The organism is Marinibaculum pumilum (genome assembly GCF_042646425.1).
GTDB lineage: Bacteria > Pseudomonadota > Alphaproteobacteria > Ferrovibrionales > Ferrovibrionaceae > Marinibaculum > Marinibaculum pumilum.
The window spans coordinates 40,085-57,005 of sequence record NZ_JBHRTR010000046.1 but is presented as its reverse complement, the minus strand read 5'-3'; the positions used below and the strand labels follow the sequence as shown (position 1 = coordinate 57,005).

At 69.9% G+C, this 16,921-nt stretch carries 15 protein-coding genes; 1 reads left to right on the top strand and 14 read right to left on the bottom strand.

Annotation, left to right across the window (positions count from 1 at the left end):
- Positions 1-3: 3 nt before the first annotated feature.
- From ACFOGJ_RS24610 to ACFOGJ_RS24555, 12 genes are all read right to left on the bottom strand, one after another.
- The gene (locus tag ACFOGJ_RS24610) at positions 4-1,197 is read right to left on the bottom strand and encodes an NADH:flavin oxidoreductase/NADH oxidase (RefSeq protein ID WP_379905634.1); all 1,194 of its coding nucleotides are present in this window, start codon (positions 1,195-1,197) and stop codon (positions 4-6) included.
- A 115-nt stretch (positions 1,198-1,312) separates the two neighbouring features.
- Positions 1,313-3,040, bottom strand: a complete 1,728-nt coding sequence (locus ACFOGJ_RS24605; protein ID WP_379905632.1) for a carbamoyltransferase C-terminal domain-containing protein — start codon at positions 3,038-3,040, stop codon at positions 1,313-1,315.
- Positions 3,041-3,068: 28 nt separating this feature from the next.
- A complete protein-coding gene (gene pheT, locus ACFOGJ_RS24600; protein WP_379905630.1) occupies positions 3,069-5,492 on the bottom strand; it encodes a phenylalanine--tRNA ligase subunit beta in 2,424 nt (807 codons plus the stop codon).
- Complete coding sequence (gene pheS, locus ACFOGJ_RS24595) at positions 5,489-6,532, bottom strand: phenylalanine--tRNA ligase subunit alpha (protein ID WP_379905787.1); 1,044 nt, start codon at positions 6,530-6,532, stop codon at positions 5,489-5,491. The genes pheT and pheS overlap by 4 nt, the downstream gene beginning before the upstream one ends.
- Before the next feature lie 299 nt (positions 6,533-6,831).
- On the bottom strand, positions 6,832-7,218 hold the full coding sequence (rplT, locus tag ACFOGJ_RS24590; protein WP_379905628.1) for a 50S ribosomal protein L20: 387 nt from the start codon (positions 7,216-7,218) through the stop codon (positions 6,832-6,834).
- An 84-nt stretch (positions 7,219-7,302) separates the two neighbouring features.
- Complete coding sequence (gene rpmI, locus ACFOGJ_RS24585; protein ID WP_379905626.1) at positions 7,303-7,503, bottom strand: 50S ribosomal protein L35; 201 nt, start codon at positions 7,501-7,503, stop codon at positions 7,303-7,305.
- 276 nt (positions 7,504-7,779) lie between these two features.
- Positions 7,780-9,078 (bottom strand): TRAP transporter large permease, encoded by a 1,299-nt coding sequence (locus tag ACFOGJ_RS24580; protein ID WP_379905624.1) that lies wholly within the window; start codon positions 9,076-9,078, stop codon positions 7,780-7,782.
- Between the two features lie 6 nt (positions 9,079-9,084).
- Positions 9,085-9,609: a TRAP transporter small permease gene (locus tag ACFOGJ_RS24575; protein ID WP_379905622.1), complete on the bottom strand. Its 525-nt coding sequence runs from the start codon at positions 9,607-9,609 to the stop codon at positions 9,085-9,087.
- Positions 9,610-9,646: 37 nt separating this feature from the next.
- Entirely contained in the window at positions 9,647-10,720 is a 1,074-nt protein-coding gene (locus tag ACFOGJ_RS24570) for a TRAP transporter substrate-binding protein (protein WP_379905620.1), read from the bottom strand.
- A gap of 537 nt (positions 10,721-11,257) precedes the next feature.
- A complete protein-coding gene (infC, locus tag ACFOGJ_RS24565) occupies positions 11,258-11,779 on the bottom strand; it encodes a translation initiation factor IF-3 (protein ID WP_379905785.1) in 522 nt (173 codons plus the stop codon).
- Positions 11,780-12,121: 342 nt separating this feature from the next.
- On the bottom strand, positions 12,122-13,051 hold the full coding sequence (locus ACFOGJ_RS24560) for a glycosyltransferase family 9 protein (RefSeq protein ID WP_379905618.1): 930 nt from the start codon (positions 13,049-13,051) through the stop codon (positions 12,122-12,124).
- Positions 13,048-14,247, bottom strand: a complete 1,200-nt coding sequence (locus tag ACFOGJ_RS24555) for a glycosyltransferase family 4 protein (RefSeq protein ID WP_379905616.1) — start codon at positions 14,245-14,247, stop codon at positions 13,048-13,050. The genes ACFOGJ_RS24560 and ACFOGJ_RS24555 overlap by 4 nt, the downstream gene beginning before the upstream one ends.
- A gap of 135 nt (positions 14,248-14,382) precedes the next feature.
- Here ACFOGJ_RS24555 and ACFOGJ_RS24550 point away from each other — a divergent pair, with 135 nt between their 5' ends.
- The gene (locus tag ACFOGJ_RS24550) at positions 14,383-15,165 is read left to right on the top strand and encodes an alpha/beta fold hydrolase (protein ID WP_379905614.1); all 783 of its coding nucleotides are present in this window, start codon (positions 14,383-14,385) and stop codon (positions 15,163-15,165) included.
- A gap of 12 nt (positions 15,166-15,177) precedes the next feature.
- Here ACFOGJ_RS24550 and ACFOGJ_RS24545 read toward each other — a convergent pair whose 3' ends face one another.
- The gene (locus tag ACFOGJ_RS24545) at positions 15,178-16,065 is read right to left on the bottom strand and encodes an NAD-dependent epimerase/dehydratase family protein (RefSeq protein ID WP_379905612.1); all 888 of its coding nucleotides are present in this window, start codon (positions 16,063-16,065) and stop codon (positions 15,178-15,180) included.
- A 20-nt stretch (positions 16,066-16,085) separates the two neighbouring features.
- Positions 16,086-16,892, bottom strand: coding sequence for a hypothetical protein (locus ACFOGJ_RS24540; RefSeq protein ID WP_379905610.1), 807 nt, complete (start codon positions 16,890-16,892; stop codon positions 16,086-16,088).
- Between the last annotated feature and the right edge of the window lie 29 nt (positions 16,893-16,921).

Genomic DNA, 16,921 nt, shown 5'->3' with positions numbered 1-16,921 from the left:
CGCCTATTCCGCCGCCTGCTTCTGGGTCATCTGCTTCGAGGCCGCGTCGCGGTCGGTATCGCCGATCCGCTTGCCGAAATTGCCCTTCGCCCGGTTGCCCAGCCAATGGCCGTAGGGCGGCTGCCAGTCCAGGAAGTCCGGGTCGGCGCCCAGCTTCTGCGCCGCGTGATGCGCCCAGTAGGGGTCGTAGAGCAGCTCCCGCGCCAGGGCGACGAGGTCGGCACAGCCGGCCCGCAGCACCGTCTCCGCCTGGCCGGGGTCGACGATCAGGCCGACCGCCTGGGTGGCGATTTCCGCCTCGCGGCGCACCTGGGCGGCGAAGCCGACCTGATAGCCCGGCGTCGGGCGCGGCATCGTGTTCTTCCCGTAGCCGGCAATGCCGCCGGAGGAGCAGTCGACAACGTCGACACCGAGGGACTTCAGCTCGCGCGCCAGGGCGACCGTATCCTCGATCTCCCAGCCGCCCTCCTTCCCGTCGCTGGAGGAGATCCGGTAGAACAGCGGCTTGCCCTCCGGCCAGGCGCCGCGCACCGCCTCCGTCAATTCCAGCGCGAAGCGCATCCGGTTCTCCCGGCTGCCGCCATAGGCGTCCTGGCGCTGGTTGGTGATCGGCGACAGGAAGGAATGGGTCAGGTAGCCGTGCGCGGAGTGGATCTCCAGCATGTCGTAGCCGGCGGCCTCGGCACGGCGGGCGGCGGCGGCCCAGCACTCGATCAGCTCCACGATCTCCGCCGGCGACAGTTCGTGCGGCACCAGCCAGCCATCGGCGAACGGGATCGGCGAGGGCGCGACGATGTCCCAGGGTATCTCGCCCTTGGCGAACTCGGTCTCGGTCAGCGCGGCATCGCCCTCCCAGGGGCGCTGGATGCTGGCCTTGCGTCCGGCATGGGCCAGCTGGACGCCGATCGCGGCACCGCCCAGCGCCTTCGCCGTCTGCACCACCCGGGCATGCGGCGCGATATGGTCGTCCGACCACAGGCCGCTGTCGCCATAGGTGATGCGGCCGCGCTTCTCCACCGCCGTCGCTTCGACGATGATCAGGCCGCAGCCGCCCATGGAGAACTGGCCCAGATGCACCAGGTGCCAGTCGTTCAGCATGCCCTCCACGGCGCTGTACTGGCACATCGGCGCGACCACGACCCGGTTCTTCAGGGTCAGGTCGCGGATCTGCATCGGCGTGAACAGCATCGGCGGCATGGGGGCTCCTCCTTCCGGTTCGGACAGATCCTGTCCATGCGGGCAAGTCTTCCGGGCGGCCCCCGGCCGGTCAATCGGCCCTGCGCCCCCGGCCGCTAAGTTGTGCGGCTGGCGCCTATCCGGACTTGTCCGCGCGCAGCCACAGCGCGGTCTCGGTGACCACGCCGTCGATCCGGTCGTCCAGCAGCGCCCGCACGCATTGCGCCGGGCTGTCGATGATCGGTTCCTCATGCGCGTTGAAGCTGGTGTTGACCAGCGCCTTCACGCCGGTCGCCGCGCCATAGCCATCGACGATGTCGTGATACAGCGGATTGTCGTCGCGGTGGATCAGCTGCGGCCGGGCGGTGCCGTCGACATGGACCACCGCCGGGATGCGGCTCCGCCAGTCCGGCTTCACGGCGCAGGTGATGGTCATGAAGCGCGCGGCATAGCGGGACTGCGGCGGCAGGTCGAACAGGTGATCGGCATCCGACGCCTTCGCCACCGGGGCGAAGGGCATGAATTCGGACCGGCCCAGCCGGTCGTTCAGGCTGTCGTTGATCTCCGCCCTGCCGGGTGCGGCCAGGATCGATCGCGCGCCCAGCGCCCTGGGCCCGTGCTCCATGCCGCGGGTGTAGATCGCGATGGCGCGGCCGGTCTGCAGGGCGGCGACGGTCGGTGCCACCGGCCCGCCCTCCTGGCGCACGACCCCGGGTGCGGCTGACAGCGCGGTATCGATGGCGGCGCCGTAGTCGCGGCCGAGATAGAGATGCTGCAGCCGCTGGCGCTGCGTCAGCCAGTGCGCCAGCCCGTCGCGTTCCAGCAGGTAGATCAGCACGCCGCCCGCGGCCAGGCCCTGGTCGGACATCGCCGGATAGACGAAGACCTCGTCGACCGGCAGTTCCTCCGCCAGCCGCTGGTTCAGCCGGACATTGGCGAAGACGCCGCCGGACAGGCCCAGCCGGCGGGAGCCGGAGACCCGCAGCAGCCGGCCCACCGCTTCCAGGATGTATTCCTCCAGCAGCGCCTGGGCGGAGGCGGCGACATCCTCCCGCTTCTGCCCCTGTGCCCAGTCCAGGACGAACTGCCGCAGGGCCGGATAGTCGGGGAAATCGGACTGGATGCGGCCCTCGCCGTCGACCCGGAAATGCGCCGCCAGCCGGTCCTTCAGCACCGGTTCGCCCAGCGCGGCGAGGCCGGTCAGCTTGCCCTCGTGGCGGTTGATGCGAAAGCCCAGCGCCTGGGTGGCGAAGCCGTAGACCAGGCCCAGGCTGTCGACGTTCGGCGGCAGCAGCAGCCCCTCGTCGCCGCCATAGAGGGTGGCGAGCTCGCCGTCGCGCAGGATGCGGTGGCTGTACTGCACATTGTCGCCGCCGCCATCCGCCGTGTAGAGCAGCGCGTCGTCCCAGTCGGTGTGGAACAGGGTCGCCATCGCATGGCTGCGATGGTGATTGTAGAAGGCCAGGTCGGCATCCGGCCGGAAGCCGTAATCGGCCAGGAAGCGGTCGCGGTCGAACATGGACAGGCTGTCGAGGCAGGCATAGCGCCGCGCCTCCCGCTCCATGCTCTTGTGCTTCTCCCGCCCCAGCAGGCGGCGCACCGCCTGTTCCGCCGCCCGCCCGCCGCGCAGATGGGTGAAGTAGCGCGACAGGAAGGCGCCGCGGCCCAGCACCACGGCGTCCACGTCCTGCAGGCCGACGCCGGCGATCGCCAGGCATTCGGCGATCGCCTCCACCGGCATGCGGCCGCCGTCGGTCTTGCGCCGGGTCATCCGCTCCTGCGCCACGGCAGCGAGGATGCGGTACTCGTCGGCCAGGACCGCGCCGGCATCGTGGTTGCCGGAATGGATGCCCAGGATCAGCATGGTGCTACGGCCAGCGGGGATACAGGCCTCATCCGCGCAGGGTGCCGCCGGTCGCCTTCGCCACCGCCGCGACCACCTTCTCCGACACGGCGGCGATCTCCGCCTCGGTCAGGGTGGCGGATTGCGGCTGCAGGCGGACCTCGATGGCGAGCGACTTCTGCCCCTCCGGGATCCCCTTGCCGGCATAGAGGTCGAACAGGCTGACCTGGTCGATCAGCACCTTGTCGGCACCGGCGGCCGCCCGCACCAGGTCCTGCGCGGCGACATCCTCGGCCACCAGGAAGGCGAAGTCGCGATGCACCGCCTGCAGGTCGGAGGCCTGCAGCGGGCCGCGGCTCTTCGTCTTGGCGCCCTTCGGCGCCGGCACCCGTTCCAGATAGACGGTGAAGCCGACCGCCGGGCCCGGCAGGTCCAGCGCCTGCAGGATCCGGGGATGGATCTCGCCGAACTCCGCCAGCACCAGCTTCGGCCCCAGGCGGAGGGTGCCGGAGCGGCCCGGGTGGAACCAGTCCGGCGCCTCGGTCCAGACCTGCAGGCTGGCGGCCGGCGCACCGGCCGCCTCCAGCGCGGCGATGGCATCGGCCTTGGCGGCGAAGACGTCCGGTGCCGGTGCCCGGCCCTGCCAGTGGCGCGGGCCGCCGGCACCGTGGCGCAGGCCGGACGCGACGATGGTCTGGCCGTCCACCGCGTCGCTGAAATATTGCGGCGCCACCTCCATCAGCATGGTGTCGGCATGGCCGCGATCGGCGTTGCGCTGTGCCGCCGCCAGCAGGCTGGGCAGCAGGCTGGGCCGCATCGTGTCCAGGCTGGGGCTCATCGGGTTGGCCAGCACCATCTCGTCCTGGCCGCCGCCGAACAGCATGGCGTGGTCGCGCGCGATGAAGGAGAAGCCGACCGTGTCGCAATAGCCGCGGCCCGCCAGGGCGCGGCGCACGTCGCGGCGGCGGCGCTGCGCCAGGGTCAGCGACGGCACCGGCACCGCGGATGCGGGCGGCAGGCTGACGGCGGGGATGCGGTCGTAGCCGTGCAGCCGCAGCACCTCCTCGATCAGGTCGTTTTCGCCGCCGATATCGGGGCGCCAGCTGGGCACCGAGACCTGCAGTCCGCCGGCTTCCTGGCGCACCTCGAAGCCCAGCCGCTCCAGGTAGCGCACGGCGTCGGCCTCCGGCAGGTCCAGCCCGCCGAAGGCATGCAGCCGGCCCGGCCGCAGGATGAAGCTGCGGCTGGTATCGGGGACCGCGCCGGAGACCACCAGTTCCGATGGCTCGCCGCCGCAGAGCTCCAGGATCAGGCGGGTCGCGGCTTCCATGCCCGGGATCGTGAATTCCGGGTCCAGGCCGCGCTCGAAGCGGTAGCGGGCGTCGGACAGGATGCCGAGCTGCCGGCCGCTGGCGGCCGTCCGCAGCGGGTCGAACAGGGCCGCCTCGACCAGCACGTTCACCGTGTCCGGGGTGCAGCCCGAGCTCTCGCCACCCATGATGCCGCCCAGCGAGAGCACGCCGTCATCGTCGCCGATCACGCAGATCCCCGGCGGCAGGTCGTAGGTCCGCTCGTCAAGGGCCAGCAGGCTCTCGCCGCCCTCCGACAGGCCGACCCAGAGGTCGCCGGCGATGGTATCGGCGTCGAACACGTGCAGCGGCCGGCCGAGCGCAAAGGTCGCCCAGTTGGTGATGTCCACCAGGACGGAGATCGGCCGCAGGCCGATGGCGCGCAGCCGGTCCTGCAGCCAGGCGGGACTGTCGCCGTTCTTCACGCCGCGGATCAGGCGGCCGACGAACAGCGGGCAGGGCGCCGGCCCGTCCTCGCCATGCGGCCGCAGGTGGATGCCGATCGGGCTGGCGAAGGCGCCCGGCACCGGGCTGGTGTCCAGCGGTTTCAGGGTGCCGAGCCCGGCGGCCGCGAGGTCGCGGGCGATGCCGCGCACGCCGAGGCAGTCGCCGCGGTTCGGCGTCACCGCGATCTCGATCACCGGATCGTCCAGGCCCATCACTGCGGCAAAGGGCGCCCCGACCGGGGCGCCCGCCGGCAGTTCGATGATCCCCTCATGCTCGTCCGACAGGCCCATCTCGCGCATCGAGCAGAGCATGCCGTTGCTCTCCACGCCGCGGATCTTCGCCTTCTTCAGCAGCATGCCGGTGCCCGGCACCGTGGTGCCGGCAGCGGCGAAGACGCCCTTCATGCCGGCGCGGGCATTGGGGGCGCCGCAGATCACCTGGACCGGCTGGCCGTCGTTCACACCCGGCCCGGCCTGCACCATGCAGACCTGGAGCTTGTCGGCATCCGGGTGCGGCGCGGCGGAGACCACGTCGCCCACGATGAACGGCGCCAGGTCGGCACCGCGATCCTCGACCCCTTCGACCTCCAGGCCGATGGCGGTCAGCCGCGCCGTCACCTCGGCGAGCCCGGCCTCGGTATCCAGATGTTCTTTCAGCCACTTGAGGGTGAACTTCATCGCGACAGCCCTCCGGCAAGGGTGGGCCAGTCGGTGGGCACGAAGCCGTAATGCTGCAGCCAGCGCTGGTCGGACTCGAAGAAGGCGCGCAGGTCCGGGATGCCGTATTTCAGCATCGCCAGCCGGTCGATGCCGATCCCCCAGGCAAAGCCCTGCCATTCCTCGGGGTCCAGGCCGCCATATTCCAGCACCTTCGGATGCACCATGCCGCAGCCCAGGATCTCCAGCCAGTCGTCGCCCTCGCCGATCTTCAGCTCGGCACCGTTGCGACGGCAGCCGATATCGACCTCGGCGCTGGGTTCGGTGAAGGGGAAGTAGGACGGGCGGAAGCGCATCTTCACCTCGTCCAGCTCGAAGAAGGCCTTGCAGAAATCCTCCAGCGCGCCCTTCAGATGGCCCATATGGATATGCCGGTCGATCACCAGCCCCTCGCACTGGTGGAACATCGGCGTGTGGGTCTGGTCGCTGTCGCAGCGATAGGTGCGGCCCGGCACGACGATGCGGTGCGGCGGCTTCTCCGACAGCATGGTGCGCACCTGCACCGGCGAGGTATGGGTGCGCAGCAGCTTCCGGCTGCCGTCCGCCTTCTCGTTGAAATAGAAGGTGTCGTGCATCTGCCGGGCGGGATGCTCCGGCGGGATGTTCAGGGCGGTGAAGTTGTAGAAGTCCTCTTCTATGTCGGGGCCTTCCACGATGTTGAAGCCCATGCCGGCGAAGATCTCGCCGATCTCGTCGATCACCTGGCTGACCGGATGGATGCTGCCCCTGGGCTCCGGCCGCACCGGCAGGGTGACGTCCACCCGCTCCGACGCCAGGCGCGCCGCCAGCGCAGCTTCGGCCAGATCGGCCCGGCGCATGTGCAGCGCCTCGGTCAGGCGGTCCTTCAGCAGGTTCAGTTCCTGCGCACGCTCCTTCCGAAGCTCGGGCGGCATCGCACCCAGCTCCTTCATCAGGAGGGTCAGCCGGCCCTTCTTGCCCAGCGCGCCGATCCGCGCCGCTTCCAGCGCCGCCTCGTCCTGCGCGGCCTCGACCGCCGCCATCAGGTCGGCCGAGAGCGCCGCAATATCGTCGCCGCCAGCCGCCGTGTCGCTTCCGCTCACCGTGTCATCCTCGCTGTCGCCTGCCGCCACCTTTTAGGGGGCGGGCTTGCGTTGCGCCAACAGAAACAGAAATGGCCGCCCCGCATCCTCCCGCAAGGGGAATCCGGGGCGGCCACGCATCGCGATGCGATGGGGAACAGACGCAGGCGCATGCCCGCGACTGCACGATTCTGGGAGGCAGCCGGCCGACCCCGAAGGTCGGCCCCGGCAGCTTGCCTGGACCGGATCGGTCCCGGACCCTACGCGACCTGAGAGGCCGGCGCGGGCTGGGCGTCGAGCGCGGTCTGGGCTTCCTGCGCCAGGGCCTTGAAGGCCTCCGGCTCACGCACGGCGAGATCGGCCAGGATCTTGCGGTCGACCTCGACGCCGGAGAGCCGGAGACCGCTCATAAATCGGGAATAGGTCAGGCCGTGTTCGCGGGCGGCGGCATTGATGCGCTGGATCCACAGCGCGCGGAAATTCCGCTTCTTCGTCCGCCGGTCGCGATAGGCGTATTGCAGCCCCTTCTCGACCTTCTCGATGGCGGTGCGGAAGGTACGGGAACCGGATCCCCGATAGCCCTTGGCCATCTTGAGGATCTTCTTGTGGCGGCGATGCGTGGTGACGCCGCGCTTCACGCGAGACATTGCGTCTTCTCCTGAACGATCGAAAGGCGGGACGGGACAGCCGGCCTCCTGCGGCGCAGGCAGGCCGCGGTCGTGGTCCCGGAGTTATCCGTTGGGCAGCAGGTGCCGTTTCACCCGGGGCTCGTCGGCCTCGGACATGATCTTGGTGCCGCGCAGGTCGCGGACCTGCTTCGGCGTGCGCTTGATCATGCAGTGACGCTTGCCGCTCTGCGTGTGCCGGACGCGTCCCTTCGACGTCAGGCCGAAGCGCTTCTTCGCGCTCGAATGGGTCTTCAGCTTGGGCATTTTGCTCTCTTCGACTGTCGGCGACCGTGTTGCTGCCGCCGGGGCGGCACACGGTTCGGTCGCGCTATGGGCTTTGCGGGCCGCCTCGGCATGCCCTGGCATCCTCCGGGAGACGTTCTCCACGGGAATGCCACGCCGGACCACCCATCCATCTGCTGCCTGCCGGGCCCCCGGCCGATATCCGGCCGGGCGTCACGGGCGCGCAGGGCCGCGAGATATAGCGACAGCGCGACCGGGATGCAAGCGGCAGCTTGGGACGGATCGGGACCTGGGCCCCTATCCGTAGAACAGCGACGGCAGCCAGAGCGACAGGCCGGGGATCAGGATGATGATCGCCAGGCGCACGATGTCGGCGCACCAGAACGGGGTGACGCCGCGGAAGATCGTGCCGGTGCCGACCTCCGGCAGGACGGAGCGCAGGACGAAGACGTTCAGCCCCACCGGCGGCGTGATCAGGCTGATCTCGGTCACCACCACCACCATGATGCCGAACCAGACCAGGTCGTAGCCCAGCCCGTCGACCAGGGGATAGAAGACCGGCACCGTCAGCAGGATCATCGACAGGCTCTCCAGCACGCAGCCGAGCACCAGATAGACGACCACCAGGAAGAAGATGACGAAGATCGGCGCCATCTCCAGCGACAGGGCGAAGGAGGTGAGTTCCTGCGCCATGCCGGTCATGTTGATGAAGTTGGCGAAGATCAGCGCGCCGATCAGGATCACGAACAGCATCGCGGTCGTCGCCGCGCTTTCGTAGAGCACGTCGAGGAAGCTGCGCCAGGTCAAGGAGCGGCGCAGGAGTGCCAGGACCAGGGCGCCGAAGGCACCGACCGCGGCCGATTCCGTCGGTGTCGCATAGCCGGTGTAGATCGCCCCCAGCACCACCAGGAACAGCACCAGCACGCCCCAGACGCCGAGCAGGGCGCGCGCCCGCTCGCCCCACGGCGTCTTTTCGCCGGGCGGGCCGGCCGCCGGGTTGCGCCAGGTGGTGAAGCGCACCGCCGCCATGTACAGCAGCACGCCCAGGATGCCGGGCAGGATGCCGGCGGCGAACAGGGAGGCGATGTCCTGTTCGGTCAGGATGCCGTAGATCACCAGGATCACGCTGGGTGGGATCAGGATGCCCAGCGTGCCGCCGGCGGCGATGGAGCCGGCCGCGAGCGAGGGGTCGTAGCCGTATTTCTTCATCTCCGGCATGGCCACCTTCGACATCGTCGCCGCGGTGGCCAGGCTGGAACCGCAGATGGCGCTGAAGCCGCCGCAGGCGACCACGGTCGACATCGCCAGCCCGCCGCTGCGATGACCGAGGAAGGAATAGGCCGCGCGATAGAGTTCCTGCGACATGCCGGAGCGGCTGACCAGGTTCCCCATCAGGATGAACATCGGCACGATGGAGAGGTTGTACTCGCTGCCGGTCTCGTAGGTGACGGCACGCACCATGGCGAGGGCCGCGCCGTAATTGTCGAGGAGGAAGGCGAAGCCGAAGAAGCCGACCAGGCCCATGGCAAAGGCGATGGGCACGCGCAGGAAGATCAGCGCGAGCATCACGGCGAAGGCGATGAGGGCGGTTACCATGGCCGGTCAGGTCCCGCCGCTGCCCATCCGTGCGGCCTGCTCCGCCGAGGCGCCGGTCGCTGCCAGGATGGCATTCACGAAAGAGATGAGGGCGGCAATCCCGGACAGGACCGCCATCGCGTAGGTGACCGGTCCCAGGGAGATCTCCAGCACCGAGGTGGTGTCGCCATAGCCGACCTGTTCCGCCGCCTTAACCCAGAGCTGCCAGCACAGCACCGCCAGCGCGATCGTGACCACCAGGTCGATGACGAGGTCGCCGGCGCGGCGCACCGCGCGACTGAGGAAGGGCTCGATCAGCTCGACCTGGACATGGCCGCGGCGCGCGGTGATCAGCGGCAGGCCGGCGAAGATGACCAGGGTCAGGCTCAGCTCCGTCAGTTCGAAGGCGGAGCCGATCGGCGAGGAAAACACCTTGCGCATGAAGGTGTCCACGACGGTCAGCGCCATCATGAAGAACAGAAGAAGGGAGGCGATATACTGCAGGAGCCGCCCGGACCAGATGGCCGGGCGGCTCCAACCTTTGGCATTCACAGCCGAACGTTCCGTGGATGTGCCTGTGTTGCGGCGATCACATGCCGCTCTCGTGCAGCTTCTTCGCCTCGGCCTGCATCTCCGACACGATCTTCATGCCGTCCAGGCCGTACTTCGCCTTCACCTCGTCCGCCCAGGCCTTCTGCAGCGGGTCGACCTTGCCCCGGATCTCACCGACGAAGGCGTCGTTGGCGGTGGTGACCTTGATGCCCTTCTCGTCCATCAGCGCCCAGCTGGCCTTGTCCGCCTTGTTCCAGGCCTCGCCCGCCAGCCGCGCCAGGGCCTCGCCCGAGACGCTCATGATCGCGTCCTGGTCTTCCTTCGGCAGGCCGTCGAACTTGGCCTGGTTCATGATCATCACGAAGGAGGTGTTGTACAGGCCGCCCGGCACCTTGGTGGCGAACTTGATCATGTCCTGCAGGTTGAAGCTCTTCACGCTCTCCGGCGGGAAGAAGACACCCTCGACCACGCCGTTCTTCAGCAACTCAAAGCTCTCCGGCGCCGGCTTCAGGAGGGAAGTCACGCCCATCGCCTTGGTGATGTCGTTCACCACGCCGCCGCCGACCCGGATCTTCAGGCCGTCGAAATCGGACAGGTCGTCGATCTCCCGGGTGGTGTTGAACATGGTGCCCGGGCCGTGGGTGAAGACGGACAGGACCTTCACGCCGTCATGCTCGCCGGCATCGGCCATGTATTTCTCGAACATCCGCTGATAGGCGATCGAGGTGGCGACCGCGTCATTGCCGAAGAACGGGAATTCCGCCGACTTGGTCAGCAGGAAGCGGCCGGGCGTGTAGCCGTGCACCACGAACGAGACGTCCATCACGCCGTTCTTCACCGCGTCGAAGGTCTGCGGAGGCTTCACCGGCGCCTTCGGCAGGACGTTCGCCTTCACACGGCCGTCGGTCGCCTTCTCCACCGCCTCGCCCCAGGGTACCAGCAGGTCCGCGGTCAGCGGATGGCTGGGCGGCACCCAGGACGACAGGGTCAGGGTCTCCGCCGCCTTCGCCGGGCCCGACAGGCCGAGCGCGAGCGCGGCAGGCAGCGCCACCGCCATGCCCGCCAGGACCGTGCGGCGGCCGATGCCGCGGAACGTCGCAAAACTCGTCATGATCTCTTGCCTCCCTCTAGGCCGGGCAGGTCGCCGCCTGCCCACGCAATGGTTTCCTGCATCTGGACCGCCCGCACGAGGCGGACCGCCATGGGCGCCAGCATGGTCGTTGTCATGCGCGGCGCCGGCGGTACCGGCGGACGGCTCCCCGGTCTTCGGCCGGGCTCCGGAAGCCGGGATGTTGCGCACTTTGCCTGCGCGGGGCAAGAGGGAACCCTTCCGCAGGCGCGAAGAGCGCGGCGCGGCAGGCGCAACGGGAAGGCAGGGAGAGAGGCGGCTGCGGCATCGCCTTGCAGCCGCCGGGACTGCTGCGGTCGGCCATGGCGGGGCATCGCGGACAGCCAGGGTTCCGCGATGAACGAGATCCGCCAAGAACGGGTGGCCGCCATGAAAGGGGGGCCGGTGGCACCGGGCCCCATGGAGCCACGATCGGTGCGACCGCAGTCCGCGCAGCCGCAATGTCCGCGCATCCGCAATCCGATCCGGCGGGGCGCCCCGCCCGGATCGGTCTACCCGGTCTTGGCCGCGCCGAAGCGGTTACTTCGGCGCGATCACCATGGTCATCTGGCGCCCTTCCATCTTCGGCGTCTGCTCGACCTTCACCCGGTCGGTCAGATCCTGCTGCACCCGGTCGAGGACGCGGCGGCCCAGATCCTGGTGCGCCATCTCGCGACCGCGGAAGCGCAATGTGACCTTGACCTTGTCGCCTTCGCCGAGGAACCGGTTCATCGACCGCATCTTCACGTCATAGTCGTGCTGGTCGATGTTGGGGCGCATCTTGATCTCCTTGACCTCGATGACCTTCTGCTTCTTGCGGGCCTCGGACGCCTTCTTCTGCGCCTCGTACTTGTACTTGCCGTAGTCGAGGAGCTTGCAGACCGGCGGGTCGGCGTTGGGGGAGATCTCCACCAGGTCCAGGCCGACCTGCATTGCGGTTTCCAGCGCAGCGTCGGTGGGCACAACACCGTGGTTGTTGCCTTCGTGATCGATCAGGCGAACCTTGGAGGAGGTAATGCGGTCGTTGACCCGGGGACCGTCGAATGACGGAGGTTGGGCGATCGGGGGACGGGCTATGTCATCAATCCTTCTGCTGCGGCGTGCGGAAGGTGTCGTGCGCCACAGTCAGAACCAGGAAACCGATGACCATGCGCCGAAACCTCCGTGCCGTTAACATACAAATCCGCGCCATCTGCAGGTGGTGTGTGCAACCGACTGGCTGCACCCCGAATACGGGCATGCCACGCCGCAGCTTGCGGATCTCCTGAATGTAACTCCGTTCCGGATCTGTGCAAGAGCGGCCGGCCGGGGCCCAGCGGCCGCCGGCAGCGCCCACAGGCGCGATCCGTACGGGGCCGGGTCCGCGGATTTGCTGGCATGTCCTGCCAGGATAGCGACCTCCGGTTACCGCTTGATGGCATCCAGGCCCATGCCGACCTCCGCCACTTCGAGTGACGAAAGCGCGGGTCGGCCGAGCACCGTGACCTTTCGGCCACGCGGCGCGCAGAGCGACGGGTCGGATTCGGCCGAGAACAGCACCACACTGGGGCAGCCGGCGGCGGCGATCAGATGCATCGGCCCGGTATCGTTGCCGACGGCGCCCCGCGCCGCCTGGGCCAGGCCGACAATGTCGCCCAGGTCGGTCTGGCCCGACAGGTCGAGGGCCGCCGGGCAGTCCGCGCAGATTTCGTGCGCCAGCTTCTGCTCCGCCACGCTGCCCAGCACCACCGGCCGCAGGCCGTCGGCGGCGAGCAGCCGCGCCAGCTTGGCATAGGATGCGGCGGGCCAGCGCTTGCCCGGCCGGTGGGCGGCGCCGCCCGGCACCAGCAGCACCGCATCCGGCCCGACGGCGAAATGGCGGATGTCGTGACGCAGCGGCCGCAGGTCCGGCGGCGGGACATGCGGGATGCCGGCCAGTTCCAGCTGCTCCGCCTGGCGGTCCAGGGTGTGCATGGAATCGCGGTCGGGATTGGCATGCGGGTGCGAGCAGCCGGCGGCGATCCCTGACCATTCCGGCCGCCCGCCGGGCGGCCAGAGCCGGAAATAGAAACCCGACCGGTCCGAGGTCTGCAGGTCGTAGACCCGGCGGAAGCCGGCCGCCAGCAGCCGGTTGCGCAGCGCCGCGATGCGGCCGAACTGCCACCATCTGGGCCGCCGGTCGAGCCAGATCTCATCGAAGATGTCGAGGTCCCGCGCCAGGCCCTCGAACGGCGCGGTGGTCAGCAGGGTCAGATGGGCATCCAGGTGATGCGCCCGGATCGCCTGGAACGGCCCGATCGCCTGGACCATGTCGCCCAGCGCGCCCAGCTTGATGACCAGGATGCGCTCGCTCATGCGCCCCGCTCGTCCCGGCCTCGCTCATTCCGGCGCCGCCGGTCATGGAGTTCGAGCACCTGGCGGTAGACCTGCAGGGTGGCGCCGGTCATGGACTCCAGGCTGCAGCGCTCCGCGACCCGCGACCGGGCGATCTCCGCGAGCCGGGCCAGGTGCCCGGCATCGAGCGCCAGGACCCGCTCGATCCCGGCAGCCAGGGCGGCCGGATCGTTCGGCGGCACCAGCCAGCCGGTGACCCCGTCGACCAGGTTCTCCGGCGTGGCGCCCAGCGACGTCGCCACCACCGGCCGGCCCATGGCCTGCGCCTCGGCCGTCACCCGGCCGAACGCCTCCGGCTCGGTGGAGGCGGAGACGACGACATCCGCCAGCAGGTAGGCCGCCGCCATGTCGTCGCAGCGGCCGGGCAGCAGGACCCGCTCGCCCAGCCCGGCCTGACGCACCGCCTCCTGCAGCTGCTGGCGGTAGGATTCGCGGCCCCGATCGTCCCCGGCCAGCACGCAGACCGCGCCCCTGTCGCGCAGCCGCGCCATCGCCTGCACCATCACCATCTGCCCTTTCCAGCCGGTCAGCCGGCCGGGGAGCAGGATCACCGGCACGCCTTCCGGCAGGCCCCAGTCCCGCGCCAGCGCCTCCTGGCGCACCCGGGCGACGGTCTGCGGGTCGTAGCGGTGCATGTCGATGCCGCGCGGGATCACGGTCATCGGCACCGGCGGGCGGCCGTAGACCGCCTCGATATGGCGGGCGGTGAAGGCGGAATTGGCGATCACATGGTCGGACCTCAGCATGACCGCGTTGTAGCGCCGCTTCAGGGCCGTGCGGGCGCCATAGGTGCCGTGGAAGGTCGTCACCAGCGGCAGGCCGGTCCGGCGGGCCGCGACCAGGGCGCTCCAGGCCGGGGCGCGGCTGCGCGCATGCAGAATCGAGATCCCCTCCGCCGCCGCGATCCGCGCCAGCCGGCGGCCGTTCAGCCAGATGCCCAGGGGATTCTTTCCCTCCAGCGGCAGGGTCAGGTGGCGGCTGCCGCCGGCCTCCAGGTCGCCCACCAGGCGGCCGCCGGCAGAGGCGACAAGGCTGCGCCAGCCGGCGGCGACCAGGGCCGCCGCCACGTCCACGGTGCCGGTCTCGACACCACCGGAATGCAAGGCCGGCAGGACCTGGAGTACGCCGGGCGGCGATCGGCCGGCAGCGTCCGGCACCGCTCCGGTCATGGCTGACCGGACAGAGTTGCCCTGACACCCCGGTCGGCGGCAGGCTGCGGGGCGGCCGCGGCCCTGTGCCGAGGCACCGGCGGACGCCGCACGACCGACTGATTGGGACGACAGGATTTCTTCATGGCAGAGACGGATGCACCGGCCTTTCTGGAAAGGCCCGACGGGACCGCCATCGCCTATCACAGGGCCGTGCCGGCGTCACCCGCGCCCGGGCCGGGCGTGATCTTCTGCGGCGGCTTCAAGTCCGATATGACCGGCACCAAGGCGACCGCCCTGGACGCGCATTGCCGCGCCGCCAACCGGCCGTTCCTGCGCTTCGACTATTTCGGCCACGGCCGGTCCGGCGGCGCCTTCGCGGACGGCACCATCGGCCGCTGGGCAGAGGATGCCGTCGCCGTGCTGGACGCGCTGACCGCCGGGCCGCAGGTGATCGTCGGCTCGTCGATGGGCGGCTGGATCATGCTGCTGGCGGCCCTGGCACGGCCGCAGCGGGTGGCCGGCCTGGTCGGCATCGCCCCGGCACCCGACTTCACCCAGCGGCTGATGTGGGAGCGCTTCTCCGACGCGCAGCGGGCGGCCCTGCGGCGCGAGGGAGAGTTGCGGGAACCATCCGAGTATGACGAGGAGCCCTATATCATCACCGCCCGCCTGATCGAGGAGGGGCGCCGCCACCTGCTGCTCGACGACGGCATCGGCCTGCACTGCCCGGTGCGCATCCTGCAGGGCATGCAGGATCCCGACGTGCCATGGCGCCATGCACTGCAACTGGTCGCCGCGCTGGCGACGGCGGATGTCCGCCTGACCCTGGTGAAGGACGGCGATCACCGGCTGTCGAAGCCGGAGGAGATCGCCCTGATGCTGGATACGGTCGAAGGTCTCTGCCGCCATACCGCGCCGGTCTAGCCGCCGCCCGCCTCAGTCGGCCGCCTCGCCCCGCTCTGCCGCCAGCACCGCGGCGAGCCCCTCGCGATAGGTGGGATAGGCCAGTTCCGGCAGCAGTTCCTGCTTGAGCCGGTCGTTGCGGACCCGGCGGTTGTCGGCCCAGAAGCTGCGCGCCATCGGGCTCATCTCCGCCGCCGCCGCCGCATAGTCCTGCAGCGGCGGGGGAGGCAGGCCCAGCAGACGGGCCGCATGGGCGGTGACGGCGGCCGGCTCCACCGGTTCGTCGTCGCAGAGATTGTAGATCCGCCCGGGCACCGGCCGCTCGATCGCGGCCTCCAGCGCGGCAGCGATATCGTCGACATGGATGCGGGAGAACATGTGCCCCGGCCGGTCGATGCGGCGGCCGCGACCCTGCCGCAGCGCATCGAAGCTGGAGCGGCCCGGACCGTAGATCCCGGCCAGGCGGAACACCTGCACCGGCAGGAAATGGTCGCTGCAGGCGGCGAGCCATTCCCCTTCCGCGGCCAGCCGGCGCTGGCTGCGGGCCTGGGTCGGCCGGCAGGGTGTCTCCTCGTCCACCCAGGCACCGCCGCTGTCGCCGTATACGCCGGTGGTGGAGAGATAGCCGAACCAGGCCGGCGCCTGGGCCAGGATCTGCGGCAGGCAGGCGGCGTGGACCGGATCGCCCTCCTCGCCCGGCGGGATGCTGTGCAGGATATGGGTGGCGCCCTGCAGCGCGCCCTCCGGCAGCGGCAGGCCGGGCCCGAAGGCATGGGCCTCGATCCCGGCTGCCGCCATCTCCTGCCGCTTCTCCGCCGACCGGCTGGTACCGGCGATGCGCCAGTCGCCCGCTTCCTGCAGCCGCCGCGCGAGCGCGGCGGCCGAGAAGCCGAAGCCGAAGCAGAACAGGCGGCGTGTCATGACGACTCCGGTACGCCGGCTCAGTCCTTGTCCCCGGCGTCGTCGGTGCCGGAACGGATGAACACCAGCGCCCGGACGGTGATCCGGTCCGACACGTTCATGCCGCCGCCGCCGGAGGAATCGGCGGCCTCCGCCATCATCATGCGCGGCGACGCCATCGCCTTCTCGCGCAGCATCACCGGTGCAACGGCGTCCGGCACGAAGTTGATCTGGCCGATGCTGAACTTCTGCTCCGGGAAGACCCGCTGCAGCTCCTTCAGCTCCGTCGCGGCGGCGGCGTAGATCTTGCGCCGCAACTCGGTGCGCAGGCGTTCCCGGTCGGCCAGCACCGGCGAGAAGTCGATATGGTCGATGGTGACTTTCATGCCAGGCTTGCTGACCGTCTCGGCACGGTCGCGCAGGCCCTCCAGCGCGTCCTGCTTCATCCGCGCCTCGGCCGAGATCTGCCAGCGGTCCAGACCGGCGGAATCCCGCACCTGGCCGAAATGCGTGAGCTTCCAGTCGGCGCCAGGCGCCAGACTCTCCAGCGCGCCGAGCACGGTGCCGCGCATGTTCTGGCCCGCCGTCTCGCCAGAGAAGGCGGCATCGACGGAGGCATGCACGGTCGCCAGGTCGGTCTCCGCCCAGCCTTCCTCCGACAGGTTCAGCACGATGGCGTCCAGCAGTTCGCCGCCATCGCCGTCCTGCGCCTGCGCCGTGCGGAGCCCGGCCGGCGCCAGCAGCAGCGCCGCCGCCAGGGCGAGAACGGCCAGGATGGGAAAGGTCCGGGCCGGGGTCGCCAGACCCGGAAACGCTCGACCCTGAATCGTCGGGGATATCGCTTGCATCGTCTCTCTCCGTCCAGTTCCGCCGTCTG

Excerpts from the sequence above, each read along its gene's own strand:
- ACFOGJ_RS24610 (WP_379905634.1), bottom strand. The coding sequence starts at position 1,197 with ATGCCGCCGATGCTGTTCACGCCGATGCAGATCCGCGACCTGACCCTG.
- ACFOGJ_RS24605 (WP_379905632.1), bottom strand. The coding sequence starts at position 3,040 with ATGCTGATCCTGGGCATCCATTCCGGCAACCACGATGCCGGCGCGGTC.
- pheT (WP_379905630.1), bottom strand. The coding sequence starts at position 5,492 with ATGAAGTTCACCCTCAAGTGGCTGAAAGAACATCTGGATACCGAGGCC.
- pheS (WP_379905787.1), bottom strand. The coding sequence starts at position 6,532 with ATGGCGGCGGTCGAGGCCGCGCAGGACGAGGCGGCGCTGGAAGCGGCG.
- rplT (WP_379905628.1), bottom strand. The coding sequence starts at position 7,218 with ATGTCTCGCGTGAAGCGCGGCGTCACCACGCATCGCCGCCACAAGAAG.
- rpmI (WP_379905626.1), bottom strand. The coding sequence starts at position 7,503 with ATGCCCAAGCTGAAGACCCATTCGAGCGCGAAGAAGCGCTTCGGCCTG.
- ACFOGJ_RS24580 (WP_379905624.1), bottom strand. The coding sequence starts at position 9,078 with ATGGTAACCGCCCTCATCGCCTTCGCCGTGATGCTCGCGCTGATCTTC.
- ACFOGJ_RS24570 (WP_379905620.1), bottom strand. The coding sequence starts at position 10,720 with ATGACGAGTTTTGCGACGTTCCGCGGCATCGGCCGCCGCACGGTCCTG.
- ACFOGJ_RS24560 (WP_379905618.1), bottom strand. The coding sequence starts at position 13,051 with ATGAGCGAGCGCATCCTGGTCATCAAGCTGGGCGCGCTGGGCGACATG.
- ACFOGJ_RS24550 (WP_379905614.1), top strand. The coding sequence starts at position 14,383 with ATGGCAGAGACGGATGCACCGGCCTTTCTGGAAAGGCCCGACGGGACC.
- ACFOGJ_RS24545 (WP_379905612.1), bottom strand. The coding sequence starts at position 16,065 with ATGACACGCCGCCTGTTCTGCTTCGGCTTCGGCTTCTCGGCCGCCGCG.
- ACFOGJ_RS24540 (WP_379905610.1), bottom strand. The coding sequence starts at position 16,892 with ATGCAAGCGATATCCCCGACGATTCAGGGTCGAGCGTTTCCGGGTCTG.